The sequence below is a fragment of the Bradyrhizobium sp. U87765 SZCCT0048 genome (assembly GCF_018131225.1).
Lineage (GTDB): Bacteria > Pseudomonadota > Alphaproteobacteria > Rhizobiales > Xanthobacteraceae > Bradyrhizobium_A.
Window position 1 is genome coordinate 1 of the sequence record NZ_JAFCMM010000007.1, and the last position, 21,915, is coordinate 21,915.

General features: G+C 67.4%; 20 protein-coding genes. 13 read left to right on the top strand and 7 right to left on the bottom strand.

Translation table 11 applies throughout. The annotated features are described in order from the left end of the window. Positions 1-1,616, top strand: a 1,616-nt coding sequence (locus JQ639_RS32350) for a beta strand repeat-containing protein (RefSeq protein ID WP_249158095.1), incomplete at its 5' end; no start/stop codon positions are given. 66 nt (positions 1,617-1,682) lie between these two features. Here JQ639_RS32350 and JQ639_RS32355 read toward each other — a convergent pair. Further along, on the bottom strand, positions 1,683-2,672 hold the full coding sequence (locus JQ639_RS32355; RefSeq protein WP_211964128.1) for a formylglycine-generating enzyme family protein: 990 nt from the start codon (positions 2,670-2,672) through the stop codon (positions 1,683-1,685). A 443-nt stretch (positions 2,673-3,115) separates the two neighbouring features. On the opposite strand from JQ639_RS32355, the gene ybaL reads away from it, so the two are divergent. Then, positions 3,116-4,903 carry a YbaL family putative K(+) efflux transporter gene (gene ybaL / locus JQ639_RS32360; protein WP_211964129.1) on the top strand — a complete coding sequence of 596 codons (1,788 nt, stop codon included), beginning with the start codon at positions 3,116-3,118 and terminating at the stop codon, positions 4,901-4,903. 181 nt (positions 4,904-5,084) lie between these two features. Here ybaL and JQ639_RS32365 read toward each other — a convergent pair whose 3' ends face one another. Continuing rightward, the gene (locus JQ639_RS32365; RefSeq protein ID WP_211964131.1) at positions 5,085-5,690 is read right to left on the bottom strand and encodes a TetR/AcrR family transcriptional regulator; all 606 of its coding nucleotides are present in this window, start codon (positions 5,688-5,690) and stop codon (positions 5,085-5,087) included. Between the two features lie 188 nt (positions 5,691-5,878). Between JQ639_RS32365 and JQ639_RS32370 the strand changes: the two genes are divergently transcribed. Both JQ639_RS32370 and JQ639_RS32375 read left to right on the top strand, forming a co-directional pair. Next, positions 5,879-6,304, top strand: coding sequence for a tautomerase family protein (locus tag JQ639_RS32370; protein WP_211964133.1), 426 nt, complete (start codon positions 5,879-5,881; stop codon positions 6,302-6,304). A gap of 42 nt (positions 6,305-6,346) precedes the next feature. Beyond that, the gene (locus tag JQ639_RS32375; protein ID WP_211964134.1) at positions 6,347-6,739 is read left to right on the top strand and encodes a VOC family protein; all 393 of its coding nucleotides are present in this window, start codon (positions 6,347-6,349) and stop codon (positions 6,737-6,739) included. A gap of 94 nt (positions 6,740-6,833) precedes the next feature. Here the strand turns inward: JQ639_RS32375 and JQ639_RS32380 are convergent, their stop codons facing one another. After that, complete coding sequence (locus JQ639_RS32380; protein WP_211964136.1) at positions 6,834-8,051, bottom strand: NADP-dependent isocitrate dehydrogenase; 1,218 nt, start codon at positions 8,049-8,051, stop codon at positions 6,834-6,836. Positions 8,052-8,303: 252 nt separating this feature from the next. Further along, positions 8,304-10,031, bottom strand: a complete 1,728-nt coding sequence (locus JQ639_RS32385) for an alpha/beta hydrolase family protein (protein ID WP_249122877.1) — start codon at positions 10,029-10,031, stop codon at positions 8,304-8,306. Positions 10,032-10,268: 237 nt separating this feature from the next. Here JQ639_RS32385 and JQ639_RS32390 point away from each other — a divergent pair, with 237 nt between their 5' ends. Then, positions 10,269-11,456 carry a TrmH family RNA methyltransferase gene (locus JQ639_RS32390; RefSeq protein ID WP_211964138.1) on the top strand — a complete coding sequence of 396 codons (1,188 nt, stop codon included), beginning with the start codon at positions 10,269-10,271 and terminating at the stop codon, positions 11,454-11,456. A gap of 184 nt (positions 11,457-11,640) precedes the next feature. On the opposite strand, the gene JQ639_RS32395 is transcribed toward JQ639_RS32390, so the two are convergent. Further along, complete coding sequence (locus JQ639_RS32395) at positions 11,641-12,525, bottom strand: ABC transporter substrate-binding protein (RefSeq protein ID WP_211964140.1); 885 nt, start codon at positions 12,523-12,525, stop codon at positions 11,641-11,643. A 183-nt stretch (positions 12,526-12,708) separates the two neighbouring features. Between JQ639_RS32395 and JQ639_RS32400 the strand changes: the two genes are divergently transcribed. Genes JQ639_RS32400 through JQ639_RS32410 form a run of 3 tightly spaced genes read left to right on the top strand, consistent with a single transcriptional unit; the run spans position 12,709 to position 15,835 of the window. Then, a complete protein-coding gene (locus tag JQ639_RS32400; RefSeq protein WP_249122878.1) occupies positions 12,709-13,737 on the top strand; it encodes an ABC transporter substrate-binding protein in 1,029 nt (342 codons plus the stop codon). Positions 13,738-13,754: 17 nt separating this feature from the next. Next, a complete protein-coding gene (locus JQ639_RS32405; RefSeq protein ID WP_211964144.1) occupies positions 13,755-14,873 on the top strand; it encodes an LLM class flavin-dependent oxidoreductase in 1,119 nt (372 codons plus the stop codon). 2 nt (positions 14,874-14,875) lie between these two features. Next, on the top strand, positions 14,876-15,835 hold the full coding sequence (locus JQ639_RS32410; RefSeq protein WP_211964146.1) for an aliphatic sulfonate ABC transporter substrate-binding protein: 960 nt from the start codon (positions 14,876-14,878) through the stop codon (positions 15,833-15,835). A 130-nt stretch (positions 15,836-15,965) separates the two neighbouring features. Here the strand turns inward: JQ639_RS32410 and JQ639_RS32415 are convergent, their stop codons facing one another. Next, on the bottom strand, positions 15,966-16,283 hold the full coding sequence (locus JQ639_RS32415) for a DUF1476 domain-containing protein (RefSeq protein ID WP_211964148.1): 318 nt from the start codon (positions 16,281-16,283) through the stop codon (positions 15,966-15,968). A 287-nt stretch (positions 16,284-16,570) separates the two neighbouring features. Between JQ639_RS32415 and purC the strand changes: the two genes are divergently transcribed. The 4 genes from purC to purQ are packed head-to-tail and all read left to right on the top strand — an operon-like array spanning position 16,571 to position 18,542. Continuing rightward, positions 16,571-17,338: a phosphoribosylaminoimidazolesuccinocarboxamide synthase gene (gene purC, locus JQ639_RS32420; RefSeq protein ID WP_211964150.1), complete on the top strand. Its 768-nt coding sequence runs from the start codon at positions 16,571-16,573 to the stop codon at positions 17,336-17,338. A 20-nt stretch (positions 17,339-17,358) separates the two neighbouring features. Next, a complete protein-coding gene (purS, locus tag JQ639_RS32425; RefSeq protein WP_211964153.1) occupies positions 17,359-17,601 on the top strand; it encodes a phosphoribosylformylglycinamidine synthase subunit PurS in 243 nt (80 codons plus the stop codon). 9 nt (positions 17,602-17,610) lie between these two features. Next, positions 17,611-17,844, top strand: coding sequence for a hypothetical protein (locus JQ639_RS32430; RefSeq protein WP_211964155.1), 234 nt, complete (start codon positions 17,611-17,613; stop codon positions 17,842-17,844). After that, positions 17,841-18,542, top strand: a complete 702-nt coding sequence (gene purQ / locus JQ639_RS32435; RefSeq protein ID WP_211964156.1) for a phosphoribosylformylglycinamidine synthase subunit PurQ — start codon at positions 17,841-17,843, stop codon at positions 18,540-18,542. The genes JQ639_RS32430 and purQ overlap by 4 nt, the downstream gene beginning before the upstream one ends. 345 nt (positions 18,543-18,887) lie before the next feature. On the opposite strand, the gene JQ639_RS32440 is transcribed toward purQ, so the two are convergent. Further along, positions 18,888-19,340 (bottom strand): PaaI family thioesterase, encoded by a 453-nt coding sequence (locus JQ639_RS32440; protein WP_211964157.1) that lies wholly within the window; start codon positions 19,338-19,340, stop codon positions 18,888-18,890. A gap of 262 nt (positions 19,341-19,602) precedes the next feature. Between JQ639_RS32440 and purL the strand changes: the two genes are divergently transcribed. Further along, positions 19,603-21,810, top strand: a complete 2,208-nt coding sequence (gene purL, locus JQ639_RS32445) for a phosphoribosylformylglycinamidine synthase subunit PurL (RefSeq protein WP_211964158.1) — start codon at positions 19,603-19,605, stop codon at positions 21,808-21,810. Positions 21,811-21,915: the final 105 nt, after the last annotated feature.

Sequence of the window (21,915 nt, forward strand, 5' to 3'; positions counted from 1 at the left end):
CGGTGACCGCCAGCAGCTTGACGGCTTCGAACAGGATCGGGACCGACAACATCGGGCTCACCGGCAGCGGCGCGGTGGCCTCGGCCAATGTCAGCGCCGGCACGCAGACGCTGAACCTCGCCGGCCTGTCGCTCGGCAATACCAACTACACGCTGAGCGGGGCGTCCGGCAGCTTCACCATCAATCCGCTGGCGGTGACGCTGACGGGATCGAAGGTTTATGACGGCGGCACGGCATTCGCGGCAAGCGGCCTGACGCTGACCAACGGCGTCGCGGGCGCAACCGCGACCTCGATCGGCCTGTCCGGATCGGGTTCGGTGGCATCCGCCAATGTCAGTGCCGGCGCGCAGACCTTTATCACCACCGGCCTGTCGGTGACCGACAGCAACTACACCGTGACTGGCGGCTCCGGAACGGCGAGCATCACGCCGCTGGCGGTGACGCTGGCCGGCTCGCGCAGCTATGACGGCACCACGACGGTGGCCGCAAGCAGCCTCTCGGCGTCCAACAGGATCGGCTCGGACAATATCGGGCTCGCGGGCAGCGCCTCGGTGACTTCGGCGAACGTCAGCGCCGGCACGCAGACGCTGAACCTCGCCGGCCTGTCGCTCGGCAATACCAACTATACGCTGAGCGGGGCGTCCGGCAGCTTCACCATCAATCCGCTGGCTGTGACGCTGACGGGATCGAAGGTCTATGACGGCGGTACGGCGGTCGCAGCAAACGGCCTGACGCTGACCAATGGCGTCGCAGGTGCGACGGCGGCGTCCATCGGCCTTGGCGGGACCGGTTCGGTGGCGTCCGCCAACGTCAGCGCGGGGACGCAGGCGTTGAATGTCACCGGCCTGTCGCTGAGCAACACCAACTACACGCTGAGCGGGGCGTCCGGCAGCTTCACCATCAATCCCCTGGCGGTGACGTTGACGGGATCGAAGGTCTACGACGGCCGCACCGCAGTGGCGGCGAGCGGCCTGACGCTGACCAATGGCCTGGCGGGCGCGACGGCGGCGTCCATCGGCCTCAGCGGAGCGGGCTCGGTGGCGTCGCCGAACGTGAGCGCGGGCCTCCAGGCGCTGAACACCGCGGGCCTCTCGGTGGCCGACAGCAACTATACGGTTGTCGGCGGAACCGGCACCGCGAGGGTGTTGCCGGCGCCGGTCGTCGTCACCGCGCTCGGGGGGACCTCGGTGTTCGGAACCTCGCCGGCGAACCCCGGGCTTTCCGCGAGTGGCCTGCAGAACGGCGAAAGCATCGCGGTGCTGACAGGACTGACCAACTCGTTCGATATCAACAGCACCTCGAGCGTCGCCGGCAGCCCGTATGTGCTGAACGTCGTGGGTGTGTCGAGCAATCCGAACTACACCATCGTCGCCCGCAAAGCGGGACTGTGGACAGTGACCGCGCCGACGAATTCGGACGCTTCCACGCTGGCGAGCACCTTCGTGCGTGAGACGTTCGATATCGCTGCGGCGGGCGGTGGCCGGCCGGAGCCGGCAACTGTGGACGTCGTCTCGTCCGGCACCGGCGTGGTCTTCGAAGATCGCCGGTTCGACCATGTCGTGGTCTGCTTTCCCGGTGCGGGCACATGCGGCGTCGTCAACCCGCGCCAGCCCTGAAAGGTGAGGGCCGTCCGGCATGGCGACAGCGGCCAGCCGCGCCACTGATCGCGGTGGTGCCCGGCGTCACGGCTTGCCTCGCTGCAGCGCGTTGAGATCGCGCACCACGCGGAAGCCGTAGGGGCCGGCGCCGGAGTCGGCGCGCGAGTCATTGCGGGCGCCCGAGCGCATGATGTTGGCTGACCAGCCCCATTCACCGCCGCGCACCATGCGCCGGGAGCAGTCGCCCTCCAGCCACGGCGCGCCGTCGGCGGGCGTATCCTCGGTATAGCGCTTGTTATAGCAGTCCTGCGTCCACTCGTAGACGTTGCCGTGGACCTGATAGAGCCCGAACGGATTGGGCGCGTAGGAATCCACGGGCCTGGGTCTCTTGCTGCGTTCGCCGCGCGGGCCGCCTGCATAGGGGATCGAGGCGTCGTAGTTGGCGTCCTGCGGACCGACCGTCTTGCCGAACCAGAACGGCGTCGTGGTGCCGGCACGGGTGACATACTCGCGTTCGGATTCGCTGGGCAGGCGATAGGTCCGCCCGGTCTTCTTCGACAGCCACGAAAGATAGGCCTGTGCGTCGGTGTAGCTGAGGCCGTGCGCGGGCATGCGGCCGCGGCCAAAACCGTGATCGTCGCCGCGCCGGCCGTTGCAGCCGCCATCTGCGAGGCATGCGTCCCATTCGTCGAACGAGATCGCGAAGCGCCCGACCGCGAAGGGTCTTGTGAGCGTGACGCGGTGAACGGGATCCTCGCCCTTGTTGCGGTCGACTTCGTTCGCCGGCGTGCCCATCATGAAGCTGCCTTTGGGCACGACCACCATCTCCGGGCACTCCGGACATTCCTTGAAGCTGTCCTTCGGCCTCAGCGTCGCCTCGACCTCCGCCGACAACGGTGTCGCGCCCCAGGGCTGGATCTGGCGCGGTGGCGCGGCGGGCGGTTTCGTCGCCGTCTCCGTGGACGAATGCGCGGGCGTGCGATGGGGCTTCGCCCTGGCCGCAACGGTGGGCGCGCTGGCCGCGACGGCCAGGAGCGCGAGGGCGCCCATGGTTGCGATCCGTTGTCCGATCATGTGCCGACCTCTGCTGCCGTGGGCTTCGCGCGCTCCTTGTGTCGCGACGGCCTGCCGGCGGGTTCGATCGGGCTGCGCCTCGCGGCAGGTCGCGACGGACTGTCGCAGTGACACCGATCGCGACAGGCAGCGTGGGAGAGGAGGTGGGGCAGGCCGATCCACATTCGCGTCGGCGTGATGAAGGGGCGCGTCCGCACGCGTTGCGGACGGCGCGACCACGCGGTGAACTGTGTGCGTTTTCAGGTCATCCCGTGACGGAATCTGGCCGGCCAGCGCGGCGCGCGTTCACCGGCCGAACCTGTCAGCGATGCTGATTTTCAAGCGCGGCACATGGCGCAATTGTCGCACGGGCCAAATGCCGCGATAACGACTTTCGTGCTTCCGTCGCGCTCTGCGCGGGCGGGGGGCCGATCCCACATTTCGAAAATGTTCAAGGGCCATGGATGCATCATGACACCCCGTTGATGTCGACGATTGTCGTCGGTCTCGTGCTCGCTTTCGCGCTCGGCACACTTGCGCAGCGCTTCCGGATTTCTCCGCTGGTCGGTTACCTGATGGCCGGCGTGATCATGGGGCCGTTCACCCCCGGCTATGTCGCCGATCAGAACCTCGCCAACGAGCTCGCGGAAATCGGCATCATCCTGCTGATGTTCGGCGTCGGGCTGCACTTCTCCCTCAAGGACCTGCTGTCGGTCCGCGCCATAGCCATTCCCGGCGCCATCGCCCAGATCGCGGTCGCGACCCTGCTCGGCATCGGGCTGTCCCATGCGCTGGGCTGGTCGATCGGCGCGGGGGTCGTATTCGGCCTTGCGCTGTCGGTGGCGAGCACCGTGGTGCTGCTGCGCGCGCTGCAGGAGCGCCGCCTCGTCGATACCGAGCGCGGCCGCATTGCCGTCGGCTGGCTGATCGTCGAGGACATCGCCATGGTGCTGACGCTGGTGCTGCTGCCCGCGCTCGCCGGCATCCTCAAGGGTGAGGCCGCGACCACGAGCCTGTCGGCGCTGGCGTGGCCGCTCGCGGTGACGCTCGGCAAGGTCGCCGCCTTCGTGGTGTTCATGCTGGTGGTCGGCCGCCGCGTCATTCCGTGGATGCTGCATTACGTCGCGCATACCGGCTCGCGCGAACTGTTTCGTCTGGCGGTGTTCGCGATCTCGCTCGGCGTGGCGTTCGGCGCCGCCGTGCTGTTCGACGTGTCGTTCGCGCTCGGCGCGTTCTTCGCCGGCATGATCCTCAGCGAGTCCGAGCTCAGCCATCGCGCGGCGCAGGAGACGCTGCCGCTGCGCGACGCCTTCGCGGTGCTGTTCTTCGTCTCTGTCGGCATGCTGGTCGATCCGGCGATCGCGGTGCGCGAGCCGCTGGAGCTGATCGCCACCGTGCTGATCATCATGCTCGGCAAGTCGGCTGCGGCGTTTTTCATCGTGCGTCTGTTCGGCCACCCGACCTCGACTGCGTTGACGATTTCGGCAAGCCTCGCCCAGATCGGCGAGTTCTCTTTCATCCTCGCCGGCCTCGGCGTCAGCCTCGCGCTGTTGCCGGCGGAAGGGCGCGACCTCGTGCTCGCCGGCGCGATCGTCTCGATCCTGCTCAACCCGGTGTGCTTCGCCGTGCTCGATCGTTTCCTCGCGCGTGAGGCTGCGAAGACGCCGGCGCAGCCTGCGGCCGCCAAATCCGTCGCCAAGCCCGAAACGCCGCGCGATCCGCTGCCGGCCAGCGCGCTCGCCGACCACGTCGTGCTAGTCGGCCACGGCCGTGTCGGCCGCGCCGTCGGCACGGCGCTGCGCAGCGCCGGGACGCCGATGCTGGTGATCGAGGATTCGCCGGGCGCGGTCGAGCGGCTGCGCAGCGAAGGCATCGAGGTCATCACCGGCAATGCGGCGGGGAGCGGCATGCTGGAGGCGGCCAATGTCGCGGCGTCGCGCGCGCTGCTGGTCGCCATCCCCAACGCCTTCGAGGGCGGCCAGATCGTCGCCAAGGCGCGGGCGCTGTCACCGACGCTGCCGATCATCGCGCGCGCTCATTCGGAGGAGGAGATCGCCCATCTCACCCATCATGGCGCCAACTCGGTGATCATGGGCGAACTCGAGATCGCCAAGGCGATGATCACACAGGTCGCGAACGCGGCGCGCGTCCCGGGGCCGGCGGCAACACCGGGTGCGCCGGACGCGCCGCCCGCGGCATCACCGGCGACGTCGGCCGTCGGGGCTTCGGCCGCAGGTGCATCGGCGGCGTAGCGGATCGTGTCCCGTTATCCTGAGGTGCGAGCGAAGCGAGCCTCGAAGGATGAACGGCCCATATGTTTCAGGCGTCTGTTTTTCAGGCGTTTGTGTTTCAGGCGTCGGCCGTCGCCCTTCGAGGGCCGCGCAAAGCGCGGCCGCCTCAGGGTGACGGATCACATCGTCCAACGTCTCGACGTCAAGCTCTCTCGTCGCGCGCCGCTGTATCCCGCTGCCGCGTCATCGCCAGCGCGCGCTGTTTCACGATGGCCGCGATCCGTTCGCCGAACGCCTTGTCGGGCACGGCGCGGGCGAGGGTGACGCCGCCGGTGAGAAGTGCCAGGAGGGCGATGGCGTCATCGCTGCGCTGCGCCTCGGCGCCGCCGAGGCCATCAGCCACTTCGGCGATCAGGCGCTTCAGCTCGGCCTCATAGGTGGTCCGGGTGTCGACATCGGCGCGGATGACGTCGGGCGTCAGGCTCGGCAGCGCGCAGCTCTCGCCGAGATCGCAGGTGCGCTTGGCGCCGAGATAGATGTCGACGAAGTTTTTTACCCAGGTGGGTCCGCCGTCCGCTTTCAATTGGCCGACCGCCAGCCGCAGTTCCTCCAGCCCGTTCGCGACCGCGGCGCGGAAGGCGTCGCCCTTGGAGCGGAAGTGGCCGTAGAACGCGCCGTTGGTGACGCCGGCGGCCTTGGTCAGGCCGTCGATGCCGGAGCCGCCATAGCCTTCCTTCCGGAACAGCTGTCCGGCGGCGGCCAGGATGCTGGCCCGGGTCTTCTGCTTGTGTTCGCTGCTGTAGCGCATGGTCTCGTCACATGAATCGTCAGATGGGGGGCGTTGCCCGGGGTCAACCGAGTCCGGCGCATCAATAAAGAGTGATTGCTCTCTTTTTGCTTGCGATAGAGAGCAACCAGATTCTATCAATAGAGAGCGGTCGCTATTTATATAGTCCGGCCGCGCCCACTCACCAAGACGACAACATGAGGATGTCCATGCCGATCACCCTGACCGTGCCCGAGGGGCTGCTGTCTCCCGCGGCCGAGGCCGAAGCTTTCGCCGGCCTGACCGATGCCTTGCTGACCGTTGGCGGCCTTCGCGGCAACCGTTTCATGACGCCGAATGTCGTCGGCAGCATCAATGTGCTGCCGCAGCGCCATCTGTTCGCCGGCGGCGAGGCGACCCCTGTGGCGTTCGTCGAACTGAAGCTGCCGGGCATCGCGCTGGCCACCGCCGAGGCGCGTCAGGCCTTCATCGCCAGGGCGACCGACGTGGTCGAGCGTGCCGCGGGCGGACGGCTGCCGCGCGAGCGGATCTGGACCAACATCGTCTATGCCGAGGACGGCGCATGGGGGATCGCGGGGCAGGCCTACACCAACGACGACCTGGTCGGCGCATTGCAGCACGCCGCGGCGTCGTAGCGCGCCGTCGGTCCGGCAGACCCGGAGACGAGAGGAGGGGCGATGCAGCTCGCCAACTATCTGTTCTTCACCACCGCATGCGAGGAGGCGCTGGCGTTCTACACCGCGTGCGGGCTCGGCCGCGTCACCGAGCTGGTCCGCCATGGCGATGGCGGCGGCCCGCTGCATGATGAAGGCATGCGCGGCAAGGTGATGCATGCGCGGTTCGAAGGGCCGGGCGTGCTGTTCTATGCCTCCGACAACCACGACGCCGAACCGATGCGCGGCTCGGCGCACTTTCTCACCCTGGACGATCGCGACGCCATGGCAGCGCTGTTCGCGCGGCTGTCCGATGGCGGCACGGTCACCACGCCGCTCGGCGTGCAGCCCTGGGGCTTCTACGGCAAGTTCACAGATCGCTTCGGCGTGCAGTGGATGCTCAACGCGCCAGCGTGATCGCGACCGACGCCCATGCCTGACAAAAACGCCCAACAAAAAGCCCCGGCGCGGTGCGCCGGGGCTCTCCTTCGTCGTCGCGGCGGGGAGGGCGTTACGCCTTCGCCAGCGCCTTGGTCAGGTTCTCGGCGACCTTGTCGAGGAAGCCGGTGGTCGACAGCCAGCGCTGCTCGGCGCCGACCAGCAGCGCGAGGTCCTTGGTCATGAAGCCGGCCTCGACGGTGTCGACGCAGACCTTCTCCAGCGTCTTGGCGAACGTCGCCAGCTCGTCGTTGTTGTCGAGCTTGGCGCGGTGGGACAGGCCCTGCGTCCAGGCGAAGATCGAGGCGATGGAGTTGGTCGAGGTCTCCTTGCCCTTCTGGTGCTCGCGGTAGTGGCGGGTCACGGTGCCGTGGGCAGCTTCCGCCTCCACGGTCTGGCCATCCGGGGTCATCAGCACCGAGGTCATCAGGCCGAGCGAGCCGTAGCCCTGCGCCACGGTGTCGGACTGCACGTCGCCGTCGTAGTTCTTGCAGGCCCAGACATAGCCGCCGGACCACTTCAGCGCCGAGGCGACCATGTCGTCGATCAGGCGGTGCTCGTAGGTAAGGCCCTTGGCCTCGAAGTCCTTCTTGAACTCGCTGTCGTAGATCTCCTGGAAGATGTCCTTGAAGCGACCATCATAGACTTTCATGATGGTGTTCTTGGTCGACAGGTAGACCGGATAATTGCGGATCTTGCCGTAGTTGAGCGAGGCGCGGGCGAAGTCCTTGATGGACTCGTCGAGGTTGTACATGCTCATCGCGACGCCGGCGCCCGGCGACTTGAACACCTCGCGCTCGATCACGGTGCCGTCCTCGCCGACGAACTTCATCGTCAGCGTGCCCTTGCCCGGGAACTTGATGTCGGTGGCGCGGTACTGGTCGCCATAGGCGTGGCGGCCGATGATGATCGGCTTGGTCCAGCCCGGCACCAGGCGCGGAACGTTCTTGCAGATGATCGGCTCGCGGAAGATGACGCCGCCGAGGATGTTGCGGATGGTGCCGTTCGGCGACTTCCACATCTCCTTGAGGCCGAACTCCTTCACCCGCGCTTCGTCCGGGGTGATGGTGGCGCACTTGACGCCGACGCCGACCTTCTTGATGGCGTTCGCCGCATCGATCGTCACCTGGTCGTTGGTGGCGTCGCGGTGCTCCATGCCCAGGTCGAAATACATCAGGTTCACATCCAGGAACGGCAGGATGAGCTTGTCCTTGATGTACTGCCAGATGATCCGGGTCATCTCGTCGCCGTCGAGTTCGACGACGGGGTTGGTCACCTTGATTTTCGCCATGGGAGATCGGGCCTTCTTCAGCTGGGGCGTTGGGGCGGGACCGGAGCGTGCGATCGCAGGAAGGCATCATTCCGCGGCGCGCCGGGCACGCCGCGAAGAAATGATCGGCCGGCTACCGCCCGCCGCGTGTGGCGGGACGGAGCCGATCCGGCCCCGGTCATCACGCTCCAGAGTCTTAACGCGCGCGCTATAGCACCCCAATCCGGCCGGCGGAAGCGCACAGGATAGGCATCTCCGCCGCGTTTCTGCGGCTCAGAACGCCGCCTGGGTCGCCGTTCCCGCCACCACATACCAGGTCACCACCAGGGCGCAGATCAGCGCGCCGGGCAGGCTCGATCCGGTCCGCCGCCAGGTGTGCGCCGCGACCACGCCGACAGCCCCCAGCAGCGGCACGAACTGGATGGCGACGATGGTCGCCAGCGGCACGAAGCCTGCGTCCGGCAGCGGATTGAACAGCTTTCCGGTCAGCCACAGCGTGCCGTACTGCAGGACCAGCAGGACGATGAAGCCGCTGGCGAGCGCCAGCGCCAGCGTCGCGGCATGGCGCACGCAGCCGAGTCCGGGCCGGCTGAAATTGCGATGCAGGACATGCAGCGCGATCACGAAGAACACGATGAACGGCGGCAGGTAGATCAGGAACATCAGCCATTGCCGGGGGCTCATCAGCTTGAGCGCGACCACCCAGAAGCGGAGATCGATCTTGAAGGCGAGGTCGGCGATCACAAGTGCGAGATAGCCGACCGCGACCGTGCCGAGCGCGATCAGCACGGTCGGAACCAGCAGCACGGCGCGGCGCGGCCGTTCCGGCGCGAATCGCATCAGGGCAAAGGTGATGACGGCGTTGACCAGCGCCCACACCACGATCTGGTTGGTGATTCCCTGGGGCCACAGCTGCGAGGGCGTCGCCACCGTGCCGCCGACCGCGAGCGCCGGATAATAGGTGATGACCGGGATCAGGGCGGACAGCCAGAACGCGGTCCACCAGCGGCGGTCGGACGGCGGCTCCCCGGCGGCGGGGCCGCCGGCCGGCGCGGCGAGGGGCGCGAAACCGGGCAGCGCCAGCAGGGCGTCGAACACGCCGAGCAGCAGCGCGACGAAGCCGAGCAGCGCGATCAGCGTGCCGATCTCCTTGCGCAGCCAGATCTGGTCGCTCGACGGGCGCGGCGTGCCACCCTGCAGGGTTTTCGCGAACCAGTCGAGGCTGTACCCGATCGCCTCGTGCGAGATGTGCTCGGCCGGATGGGTCATCGCCGGTGTGTAGAGCACGCGCGCGTTGCCCGTGGCGACGTCGCCATAGACCCTGCCGGGCTCGACCGGTCCGCCGCTGCCGAACAGCGTCTGCAGCTTCGGGCTCGCGGTGACATTCTTCGCGCGGTCGACGCCCCACATCAGCGTCGAGAACTCCTCATACTGGGCGAACACCAGCGCGAGGTTGCGCGGCCATTCCGGCGTGCCGTCCTTGGCGAACGGCGCGCCGGTGGACGAGCCCTCCAGCACCATCGCCTTGTAGGCGTCGGGCATCGCCGCCGCGGCGGCCAGCACGGTCCAGCCGCCCATGGAGTGGCCCTCGAGGCCGATATTGGCCTTGTCGACATAGGGCAGGCTGCGCAGGTAGGTGAGGCCGTCCGGGCCGCCGAAGCCGTTGGCGAAGGCCGGCGGATCGCTGTAGCCATGGCCGGTCTGGTCGAGCGCCACCACCACATAGCCGCGGCGGGCAAACTCGATGGCGAAGCCGTCCTGGGTCTCGCGGGAGTTGATGTAGCCGTGCACGGCGAGAATGCCGGGGGCGGGGGTCTGCGCCGTGGCGCCCGGCGGGATGTAGACGAGGGCGCTCATGGTGTTGCCCTTGGCGCCGGCGAAACGCACATCCTCGATGCGGATGCCGCCCGCGGTCTGGGTCAGGTGGGCGATCAACCCGCCGATCAGGATCAGCACCACGCCGGCGACCAGCCAGCCCCAGCGGCGTCCCATGCTGCCCATTTTTTGTCCCCGTCCCCGGGCAGGCCCGTGGTGGCCTGCGGTTTCACTTTGCGTTGGGTTCCAAGCGTATCCGAAAGATTCGTGCGGGCAATGGCGTTTCTCAACCAACCGTTGAAGTTCCGCTTCAGATTCAACAACTTTCCCCAACGATCAGGACGGGCTTGAGAAATTCGTCAAAAAGAGCAATCGAGACGGCCTGAACGACCCAACCCCTGACCCCCGAGGATGTGAGCCGGCATGTCGGCAGCCGAGACACCCCCCACCGCGCCGGACCGCGCCGGTCCCGTCGTCATTCTGGTCGAGCCGCAGCTCGGCGAGAACATCGGCATGGCGGCGCGCGCCATGGGCAATTTCGGCCTCAGCCGGCTGCGCCTCGTCAAGCCGCGCGACGGCTGGCCGAGCGTGCCGGCGAGCCGCGCGGCGGCTGGCGCCGACCACATCATCGACCATGTCGAACTGTTCGACACCGTCGAGGCGGCGATCGCCGATCTCAACCTGGTGTTCGCCACCACCGCACGCGCCCATGACCAGGCCAAGCCCGTGGTCGGTCCGGAAGCAGCGGCGGCGGAGATCATCGGTCATGTCGCCGGCGGCGGCGGCGCGGGCCTCATGTTCGGCCGCGAGCGCTATGGCCTGCTGGCCGAGGAGGTCGCGCTCGCCGACCGCATCATTACCTTCCCGGTCAACCCGGCGTTCGCCTCGCTCAACCTCGCCCAGGCGGTGCTGCTGGTCGGCTACGAGTGGTTCAAGCAGTCGACCGGCGGGGCGCTGCCGCACGGCACGCCCGACGACAGTCCGCGCGCCGGCAAGGAGCAGTTCGGCGCCTTCTTCGACAACCTCGTCGCCGAACTCGACAAGGTCGAGTTCCTGCGGCCGCCGGAGAAGCGCGACACCATGCTGGTGAACCTGCGCAACATCTTCACCCGCATGGAGCCGACCACCCAGGACATCAACACCCTGCATGGCGTCATTCTTTCGATCGCCGAGGGGCGCAAGGGCCCGGCCAAGGGCGGCGTGCTCGACGGCAGCCAGGCAACACGGCTGCGCGCGCTGATCGCCGAGCAGAGCAGCAAGGCCACGGACGACGGCGGCTCGCTGCGCGGGCTGGCGCGGCTGCTGCGCCGCAATCCCACCGATGCCGAGCGGCTGCTGTGGGAGGCGTTGCGCTCCGACCGACGCTTCGCCGGCCACTTCAAGCGCCAGACGCCGGTGGGGCGTCATATTCCCGACTTCGTGTCGTTTCCCCGCCGCCTCGTCATCGAGATCGTCAACGCCGACGATCCGCCGGCGATCGCCGCCGAACGCGACGCGCGCAAGATCTGGCTCGGCGAGCGCGACTACCGTGTCATGCATGTCGCCGCCGCCGACATCGAGACCGATCTCGAGGCGGTGCTGGCGCGTCTCGCCGCGGACGCGCAGGGTTAACGCATCCTGAATCGTGCCGACCGGACACCTCGCGCCGCGTTCGCAGCGCTGTAAAGATGTGCGACCAGGGTTCTTTCTCGACCCCTCGATGAGGAGAGAGCCCTGATGACCCGACGCGCGGTGCGGGCGACCGCAGGCGGAGACGCCCGGCGTCTGTCGCCGGACGTCGCCGTGGCCGTGACGTTCAGGCCGCGCGCTCGATGGCGATCGGCGCTGGCGGCACCGCATCGCGAACGTCGATGGCGCGCGGCAGCAGGCCGAAGCGGTGGAAGATGTCGGCGGCACGCTGCTGATCGGCGATGAAGGCGTCGTCGATCGGCTGCAGGCCCCACGGGCGCTTGGCGATGTGGGCCTGCCACTCCTCTGCCGTCAGCGGTCCACGCGCGGCCGCGACGAGATGCGCGGCGGCTTCCGCCGGATGGGTGGCGATCCAGCGGTCGACGGCGTCGAGGCCGGCGGCGACGGCCGCGAGCACCTCGGGGCGGCGGTCGGCGAGATCGCGGTGGGCAAAGAACACCGACGGATTGGACACGAGGTCCTGCGTGTTGGCGAGTACGCGCAGTTGATCGGCGCCGTCCTTCAGCGCCCCGCCGGACACCCACGCGTCGATGTCGCCGGCGAGCAGCGCGGCGCGCGCCTCGGTCTCGGTGAGGTCGAGCGGCACGATGTCCTTCCAGGTCAGGCCGGCGCGGTCGAGCGCGGTGGCGAGCAGCGCCTGCAGCCATGAACCGACGCCGAGCGCGATGCGGCGGCCGGCGAGATCGGCGATCGCCTGCGCCTTGCTGTCATGGCGGACATAGATGCCGCCGACCGGACGCGCGGCTGATGTCGCGAGATAGACCAGCGGCAGGCCGCGCGCCTGCGCCGAAATCGGCGGCGTCGAGCCGGTGCCGCCGACCTGGATAATGTTGGCGCCGACGAGATCCACCGTGCGCGCGCCCGCCGCGATGTGATGCCATTCCACACTGACGCCAAGCGGTGAAAGTTTCTTCTCCAGTTCGCCGGTGCGGCTCGCGACAAGCAGCGTCGGGTTGTTGGCGTGCACGCCGATGCGAAGCGTTTCAGACATCGAGATTTTCCTGATTGTCGGCGGCGGCCTTGCGTCGCTGCCGGAAAAAGATCGTGACGACACTATTTTTTCACATCGAAATTGTCTACCGGGTTGGTAGTCTTTCGTTGCGTGACATCAGGAGATCTCATGACGGCAGCGGCTTTGAATACGGGAAACGGCGGCGCGGAAAAATCCATCTCTTTGACGGAGCTTTGGTACACGCGTTGTCCTGTTCCGACCGCCTCCGGCATTGCACTTGATCTCGGCTGGCTCGGCGAGGAGTTCGCGCGCTCGGGGATCGCGCTGTCGTCGATCCGCGATTCCGACGATCCGCGGGTGCAGATCGCCCATTTCAGCCACACCCTGCCGGGGCTATTCCGCGAGGGCGGCAACATTCCGGCGATCTGGGCGAAGTCTGAGGGGCGCGACACGGTGGTGGTGGCGCTGACCTGGGTCGACGAGTTCCAGGCGATCCTGGTGCGCGAGGATTCTCCCATCCGCACGCTCGCCGATCTCAAGGGACATACGATCGGCGTGCCGCGTCAGGATGGGGAACGTATCGACTTCGCCCGTGCGATGTCGCTGCGCGGCATTGTCACCGCGCTCGATCTCGGCGGCCTGACGCTCGCCGACGTCACGCTGCACGACATCACCAGCGAGCAGCCGGCGTTCTCCGGCGCCAACGTCGCCAATGGCCGCTTCTATGAGCGCGAGGCGCGGGCGCTCGCCGACGGCAAGGTCGATGCGGTCTACGCCAAGGGTGCGCCCGGGCTCGGCTCGGCGCGCGACCGTGGCTTTCGCGTGCTGGTCGATCTCGGCCGGCATGCCGATCCGCTGGTGCGGGTCAACAACGGCAATCCACGTCCGGTGACGGTCGACCGCCGCACTGCCGAGGAGCGGCCCGATCTCGTCGCGCGCTATCTCGCGACGCTGATCCGCGCTGCCGACTGGGCGGCGCAGCACCCGGACGAGGTGTTCGCCATCATCGGCAAGGAGGTCGGCCGCAGCAGCGAGGAGGCGCGCGCCGCCTATGGCGAAATCGCGCACCGCAACTTCGGCCTCGACCTGTCGCCGCTGCGCCGCGACGGCCTTGCGCGGCAGAAGGACTTTTTGCTGCGCCACGGCTTCATCACCCACGATTTCGACGTCGCCGCCTGGATCGACCCGCGGCCGCTGCCGCTCGCGCTGGCGCTGGTCGCCGGCGAAGCGCCGGCGCGCGCGACGGCCTGACCGCAAGGAGCTTTGACATGGACATCTACTGGTATCTGATCCCGCAGGACGGCCCTTATCCCTGGAGCGAGAAGGGGCGCCGAACCATCGACTACGACTATCTCGCGCAGGTGGCGCGGGCGGTCGATCATCTCGGCTTCACCGGCGCGCTGCTCGCCACCGGCGGCGGCGAGCACGACGCCTGGGTGCTGGGCTCGTCGCTGATCCCAGTAACCAAACGGATGAAGTTCATCATCGCCGTGCATCCGGGCATCGTCGCGCCGCTGATGCTGGCGCAGAAGGCCGCCACCTTCGACCAGTTCTCCGGCGGCCGGCTGATCCTGAACATGGTCACCGGCGAGAACAAGCAGATGCCGCCTTACGGCATCACCCTCGACCACGACGAGCGTTACGCCCTGACCGACGAATACTGGGGCGTGTGGCGGCGGCTGATGTCCGGCGAGGTCGTCGACTTCGATGGCCGCTTCGTCAATCTCAAGGGCGCGCAGCTCAAGCTGCCGGCGGTGCAGAAGCCGTATCCGCCGCTGTTCTTCGGCGGCTCGTCGGAGCCGGCGCTGAGCGTCGCCGCGCGCCACGCGGATACTTATCTCACCTGGGGCGAGCCGCCGCCGCAGGCGGCCGAGAAGATCAAGGCGGTGCGCGAGCGCGCCCGGGCGTTGGGCCGCACCGTCAAGTTCGGCATCCGCCTCAACCTCATCGTCCGCGAAACGAAGGAGGAGGCGTGGGCGGCGGCGCAGTGGCTGCTCGACCGCATGGACGACGCCACCGTCGCGGTGGCGCAGGCGCGCAACCGCACCTCGGATTCCGTGGGACAGGCGCGCATGCGCGCCATCGTCGGCGACCGCAAGCCGAAGGACGCCCGCGAGCTGGAGATCTATCCCGACCTGTGGGCCGGCTTCGGCCTCGTGCGCAACGGCCCGGGCACCGCGATCGTCGGCGATCCGGAGACGGTGGCGGCGCGGCTGCTCGAATACCGCGACATCGGCTTCGACACCTTCATCGTGTCGGGCCAGCCGCTGCTGGAGGAGACGTACCGCGTCGCCGACCTGTTGCTGCCGCTGCTGCCGTTCGACCGCGAGGCGGTGCGCAAGCCGCGCCTCGATCTTGGACCCTTCGCCAACGCTGCCCGAGGATGACGATGACGATCCGTTTCCGCCCGCTGGCGCGCCTTGCCGGCGCGCTGCTCGCTCTGTCTGCCATGACCGCGGCCTCGCACGCCGCCGATCCGGTGACGCTGCGCATCGGCTTCCTGCGCGGCCCCGAGCCGCTGTCGGTGAGCCGCCTGCGCGGGACGCTGGAACAGCGTCTCGCCGCCAAGAACGTCAAGGTGGTATGGGCAGGCCCGTTCAACGCCTACGCGCCGGCGGCCGAGGCGCTCAACGCCGATTCCATCGACATCACCGTCGGCTCGTCGAGCGCGGCGATCTCCTCGGTGGTCGGCAGCGCGCAGATTTCGCTGTTCGCCTATCAGTGGGATTTCGGCGATTCCTCCGGCATCATCGTCAAGAACGGCTCGCCGATCCAGTCGCTGAAGGATCTCGCCGGCAAGACCATCGCGGTCAACCGTGGCGGCACCGGCGACTATCAGCTCACCAAGGCGCTGGAGAAGGCCGGCGTGCCGTCGGACGGCGTCAAGCGCGCGTTCCTGACGCCGGTGGATTCGGCGGCGGCGTTCAACAACGGCCATGTCGACGCCTGGTCGGCCTGGAGCATCTTCTATCCGATCGCGCTGCTCGAGCAGGACGCGCGGGTGCTGGCCACCGCCAAGGAGATCAATTCGCAGAACGCGGTGGTCTATGCGGTGCGCACGCCCTACGCCAAGGCCCATCCGGAAATCATCCGCGAGGTGCTGGCGGAGCTGCAGGCGTCGGCGCGGTGGGCGCAGGCCAACCGCGAGGAAGCGGCGAAGCTGTGGGTGCAGGAGCTCAAGCTCAGTCCGGCGGTGGCGAGCCGGGTCGCGAACTACGAGATCAGCGAGCCGGTGGTGATCGGCGAGCGGGAACTCGCGGCGCTCGACAGCCTCAACGACTGGCTGGTGTCGCAGAAGCTGCTGCCCAAGCCCGCCGACATCCGCGGCCACGTCGTCGACGTCCGCTGACGGCGCCCCAAACGTCATCCCCCGGGGCGCGGTGCGTCCCGGGGGATGATCGGTTCCGCTCGCGCGGTCGGTAAAGGCGGGCAGGCGACGCGGGCCATGGAGTGCCCGAATCGCCCGCCCGCACCGGCGGTCAGTTGCCGGCCTTGATCTGGGTAACGGCGAGCTGCAGCAGCTCGTCCATCTTGGCGCGCACCTGCGCTTCGGTCACGCCCGTCGGGGCGAGGTCGGCTGCGACCTTGCGCAGCACGTCGCCGTCGCCGGCCTCGGCGAAGTCGGCCGCGACCACGTCCTTGGCGTAGGCGGCGACGTCATCGCCGGTTTTGCCAAGTTTTTCAGCGGCCCACTGGCCGAGCAGCCGGTTCCGGCGGGCTTCCGCCTTGAACCTGAGCTCTTCGTCATGGACGAACTTCTTCTCGAAGCCGTCCTTGCGCTCGTCGAACGTCGTCATGATATGAATCCCGTTGCAGGTAGGGCCGCTTCGGCCCGATTTCGCTTGTCTTATTAGCGAGATGTCGCTGGCGTAGACAGCCGGCAATCAGTCGCAGCGAAGGCGGTAAAACTGCCGCAAAATGGTCGCCGTCGATTGTATCGCAGGGGGCAATCAGGTAGTTTGCCCCCAAGTCCAGTTCTCGTTCTGTTTCCCGAGTTCCGGGTCCTCGCGGCAGCTCCGCCGCGGGTCTAGTTCACACGGAGCCTATCTCATCCATGGACTTCAACAACACACGGTACATCCCAATGAGCCGTCGGCGTCGCATTTATGAAGGCAAGGCCAAGGTCCTGTACGAAGGACCGGAACCCGGAACCCTGATTCAGCACTTCAAGGACGACGCCACCGCGTTCAACGCGAAGAAGCACCAGGTGATCGAGGGCAAGGGCGTCCTCAACAACCGCATCTCCGAATATGTCTTCCAGCACCTCAACGACATCGGGGTGCCGACCCATTTCATCCGTCGCCTCAACATGCGTGAGCAGTTGATCCGCGAAGTCGAGATCGTGCCGCTCGAGGTCGTCGTGCGCAACGTCGCCGCCGGCTCGCTGTCGCAGCGCCTCGGCATCGAGGAAGGCACGCAGCTGCCGCGCTCGATCATCGAGTTCTATTACAAGAACGACCAGCTCAACGACCCGATGGTGTCGGAAGAGCACATCACCGCGTTCGGCTGGGCGACGCCCCAGGAGATCGACGACATCATGGCGCTCGCCATCCGCGTCAACGATTTCCTCACTGGCCTCTTCCTCGGCATCGGCATCCGCCTCGTCGACTTCAAGATGGAGTGCGGCCGCCTGTTCGAGAACGAGATGATGCGCATCATCGTCGCCGACGAGATCTCGCCGGACTCCTGCCGTCTGTGGGACATCAAGTCGAACGAGAAGCTCGACAAGGACCGTTTCCGCCGCGATCTCGGCGGCCTGCTCGAAGCCTATACCGAGGTCGCCAAGCGTCTCGGCATCATGGGCGAGAACGAGCGGCCGGCGGGCACCGGCCCGGTGCTGGTCAAGGGCTGAAGACAACTGGGATTGAAATGATGAAGGCTCGTGTCACCGTCACGTTGAAGAACGGCATTCTGGATCCGCAGGGCAAGGCCATCGAGGGCGCGCTGAAGTCGCTCGGCGTCGATGGCATCGCCAGCGTGCGCCAGGGCAAGGTGTTTGACATCGAGCTGGCAGGCGCCGACTCGGCCAAGGCCGAGGCGGCGCTGAAGGAAGCCGCCGACAAGCTGCTCGCCAACACGGTGATCGAGAACTATCGCGTCGAGGTGGTGGGCTGAAGGTCTCCCATGGCAGAGATCACTAACCAGTTGATCTATGAGACGCTCAAGCAGATGCAGGAGCGTCTCGGCCGCATCGACCACAAGGTCGATGAGATGAAGAACGAACTGCAGGCCATGCGGGGACACCTCGTGGCCGTTCAGCAGGATATCGGCAACGTCTACCAGACGCTGGCTCGGCAGGAGACGCGCCTGGAGAGGATCGAAGCCCGCCTCGAACTGAGTGATATGCCCACGTCATGAAATCCGCCGTCCTCGTTTTCCCCGGCATCAATCGCGAACGCGACATGGCGCGGGCGCTCAAGCTGATCGCGGGCCACGAGCCCGCGATGGTGTGGCACGCCGACACCGCGCTGCCGGCGGGCACCGACCTCGTTGTCGTGCCCGGCGGCTTCTCCTATGGCGACTACCTGCGCTGCGGCGCCATCGCGGCGCGTGCGCCGGTGATGGATGCGGTGCGCGCCCATGCGGCGAAGGGCGGCCTCGTGCTCGGCGTCTGCAACGGCTTCCAGATTCTCTGCGAGTCCGGCCTGCTGCCGGGCGTGCTGATGCGCAACGCCGGCCTGAAGTTCATCTGCAAGGATGTCCATCTGCGTGTCGAGCGCTCCGACACGGCGTTCACCCGCGGCTACAACGCCGGCCAGGTGATCCGCGTGCCGGTGGCGCATGGCGAGGGCAACTACGCCGCCGACGAGGAGACGCTCAAGCGTCTCGAAGGCGAGGGGCGGGTGCTCTATCGCTACTGCTCGGCCTCCGGCGAGGTCGGCGATCTCCACAACATCAACGGTGCGGCGGCCTCGATCGCCGGCATCGTCTCCGACAAGGGCAACGTGCTCGGCATGATGCCCCATCCGGAGAATCACGTCGAAGAGATCATGGGCTGCACCGACGGCCGTGGCCTGTTCGCGGGCCTCGCGGCGCATTTCGACCACGCGGCGTGAGTTCCGCTGCCGGGCGTCGCGCCCGGTGCCCGCTGCGCCAGATGATGCGCGCGCAAATGCGCCCGCAAGTTGCTGGCGATCGCGGAGGACGAGTTGTCGTCCTGAGTGGCTCCTGCCGGCCGCACACCCCGTCATCCTGAAGTGCGCCCGTCATCCTGAGGTGCGAGCGAAGCGAGCCTCGAAGGATGAACGGCCCCCAAGCTGCTGCTCGGGCCGTCGCCCTTCGAGGGCCATGCAGCGCATGGCCACCTCAGGGTGACGGATCACGCATCGAACTTCAGATCACTATGCCGGGGAAGAGCCGGCGCTCCTCACGCCCGCCGCTTCACCTGCAAAGGTGCACCTTCAGGTGCGCCGTTTGACCCGCTTGATCGTTCCCGAAAAGCTCAGCAGCGGGCGGCCGTCGCTGGTCATCATGCCGCGCAGGAAGATCAGCGAGCCGCCGGCGCGGGTGACTTCGCCGGTGGCCTCGATGCGCTCGCCTTCCTGGGCGGCATCGAGGAATTCGGCGTTGAACGCCACCGTCACCGCAGGTCCCTGCAATTCGCGGCGGGCGAAGGCGAACAGGCAGTAGTCGGCGAAGGTCATGAAGCAGCCGCCATGGACGTGGCCGAGGCCGTTGAGATGCTTCTTCTCGACCCGAAAAGCGCAGCGGACGCGGCCGTTCTCCTCGATCTGCCAGAACGGGCCGTTGTGCGATTCGAAGGTGTCGCGGCTCCAGGTCGACCAGCCGGCGAACTCGCCCTCGGTGGCGGTGATGCTGGTCCGGTGGGACGGGGTCGGTGGAACGAGGTTCAAGGGGCTCTCCCTGGGGCCTTGGGCCGGGTCCCCGAAGGGGCGCGCGGCGGTCGCCGCAGGTCATAATCTGGATACCGGCCCCCGTGCAAACAGCCCGATCCGGTCCGATCCCCAGATTTGGCCGGCCCGCGGAAAACGGGGGGCAGAAAGCCCTTTTCCGGCCCTTCCGATGCCCGTAAACAGGGGCCAAATATGTTGACTGTCAGCATAGTTGTAGACAATCCACACTGACGCCCGACACCCCTCCAGCGCGCGCGAGAGCATGTCCAACGAACCCAAGATCACCCCCGAACTCGTCGCCAGCCACGGCCTCAAGCCCGACGAGTACGAGCGCATCCTCAAGCTGATCGGGCGCGAGCCGACCTTCACCGAGCTCGGCATCTTCTCGGCGATGTGGAACGAGCACTGCTCGTACAAGTCGTCGCGCAAGCACCTGCGCGGGCTGCCGACCAAGGCGCCGTGGGTGATCCAGGGACCGGGCGAGAACGCCGGCGTCATCGACATCGGCGACGGCCAGGCGGTGGTCTTCAAGATGGAGAGCCACAACCACCCCAGCTATATCGAGCCGTACCAGGGCGCGACCACCGGCGTCGGGGGCATCCTGCGCGACGTCTTCACCATGGGCGCGCGTCCCATCGCCTGCCTCAATGCGCTGTCGTTCGGTGACCCGTCGCACCCCAGGACGCGGCATCTGGTGTCCGGCGTCGTCGCCGGCGTCGGCGGCTACGGCAACTCGTTCGGCGTGCCGACGGTCGGCGGCCAGACCCGCTTCCACACCCGCTACGACGGCAACATCCTCGTGAATGCCATGGCGGTCGGTCTCGCCGACGCCGACAAGATCTTCTATGCGGCGGCGTCCGGCGTGAACATGCCGATCGTCTATCTCGGCTCCAAGACCGGCCGTGACGGCATCCACGGCGCCACCATGGCGTCGGCCGAGTTCGACGACGCGTCGGAGGAGAAGCGCCCGACCGTGCAGGTCGGCGATCCCTTCGCCGAGAAGCTGCTGCTTGAGGCGTGCCTGGAGATCATGGCCAAGGACTGCGTCATCGCGATCCAGGACATGGGCGCGGCGGGCCTCACCTGTTCGGCGGTCGAGATGGGCGCCAAGGGCGACCTCGGCGTCGACCTCGATCTCGACGCGGTGCCGACCCGCGAGACCGGCATGAGTGCCTACGAGATGATGCTCTCGGAAAGCCAGGAGCGCATGCTCATGGTTCTCAAGCCCGAGAAGGAAAAGGAAGCGGAAGCGATCTTCCGCAAGTGGGGCCTCGACTTCGCCATCGTCGGCTACACCACGCCGAGCAAGCGCTTCGTCATCAAGCATGGTGGCGCCGTCATGGCCGACCTGCCGATCAAGGAGCTTGGTGACGAGGCGCCGCTCTATGACCGCCCGTTCGTCGAGAGCCCGAAGCTGCCGGTGATCCATGCCCGCGACGTCAAGGCGCCGCTGGCGCCGCTCGCCGCGCTGGAGAAGCTTTTGGCAACGCCGGACCTCTGCTCCAAGCGCTGGGTGTGGGAGCAGTACGACCATGTCATCATCGGCAACACGCTGCAGCGCCCGGGCGGCGATGCCGCGGTGGTGCGCGTCGCCGACGGCCCCAAGGGTCTCGCGCTGACCGTCGATGTCACGCCGCGCTATTGCGAGGCCGATCCGTTCGAGGGCGGCAAGCAGGCGGTGGCGGAAGCCTGGCGCAACATCACCGCCGTCGGCGGCCGGCCGCTGGCGATCACTGACAACCTCAATTTCGGCAATCCCGAGCGGCCCGAGATCATGGGCCAGTTCGTGTATTGCCTGCGCGGCATCTCGGCGGCATGCACCGCGCTCGACTTCCCGGTCGTGTCCGGCAACGTCTCGCTCTACAACGAGACCAACGGCCGCGGCATCCTGCCGACCCCGTCGATCGGCGGCGTCGGCGTGCTCGACGACTTCACCAAGTCGGCGACGCTGGCGTTCAAGGCCAAGGGCGAAGCGATCCTGCTGATCGGCGCCACCGAAGGCTGGCTCGGCCAGTCGGCGTATCTGCGCGACGTCTGCGGTCGCGAGGAGGGCGCTCCGCCGCCGGTCGATCTCGCGATCGAGAAGCGCAACGGCGACGTGGTGCGCGGCATGATCCATGCGGGTTCGGCGACCGCCGTGCACGACATCGCCGACGGCGGTCTCCTGGTCGCGCTCGCCGAGATGGCGATCGCCGGCGGCATCGGCGCCAACCTCGATGCGGCGCCCGAAGGCCTCGTGCCGCACGCCTTCTGGTTCGGCGAAGACCAGGCGCGCTACATCGTCACCGTGCCGCAGAGCGAACTGCTCGGCGTGCTCACCAAGCTCAAGGCGGTCGAGGTGCCGTACCTGCAGATCGGCACCACCGGCGGTGATACGCTGGCCATCGCCGGCGAGGGCGAAGTGCCGGTGAAGCAGCTCAACGTCTCGTTCGAGCGCTGGCTGCCGGAGTACATGGCGGGCAAGGCGTAAATTCTTCTTCGTCCGAGTGCAGTCAGAACGCAGCGCGTCAGTTTTCTCCGTCATGCCCGGCCTTGTGCCGGGCATTCACGTCTTTTGTGCTGACATGCTCTGAAG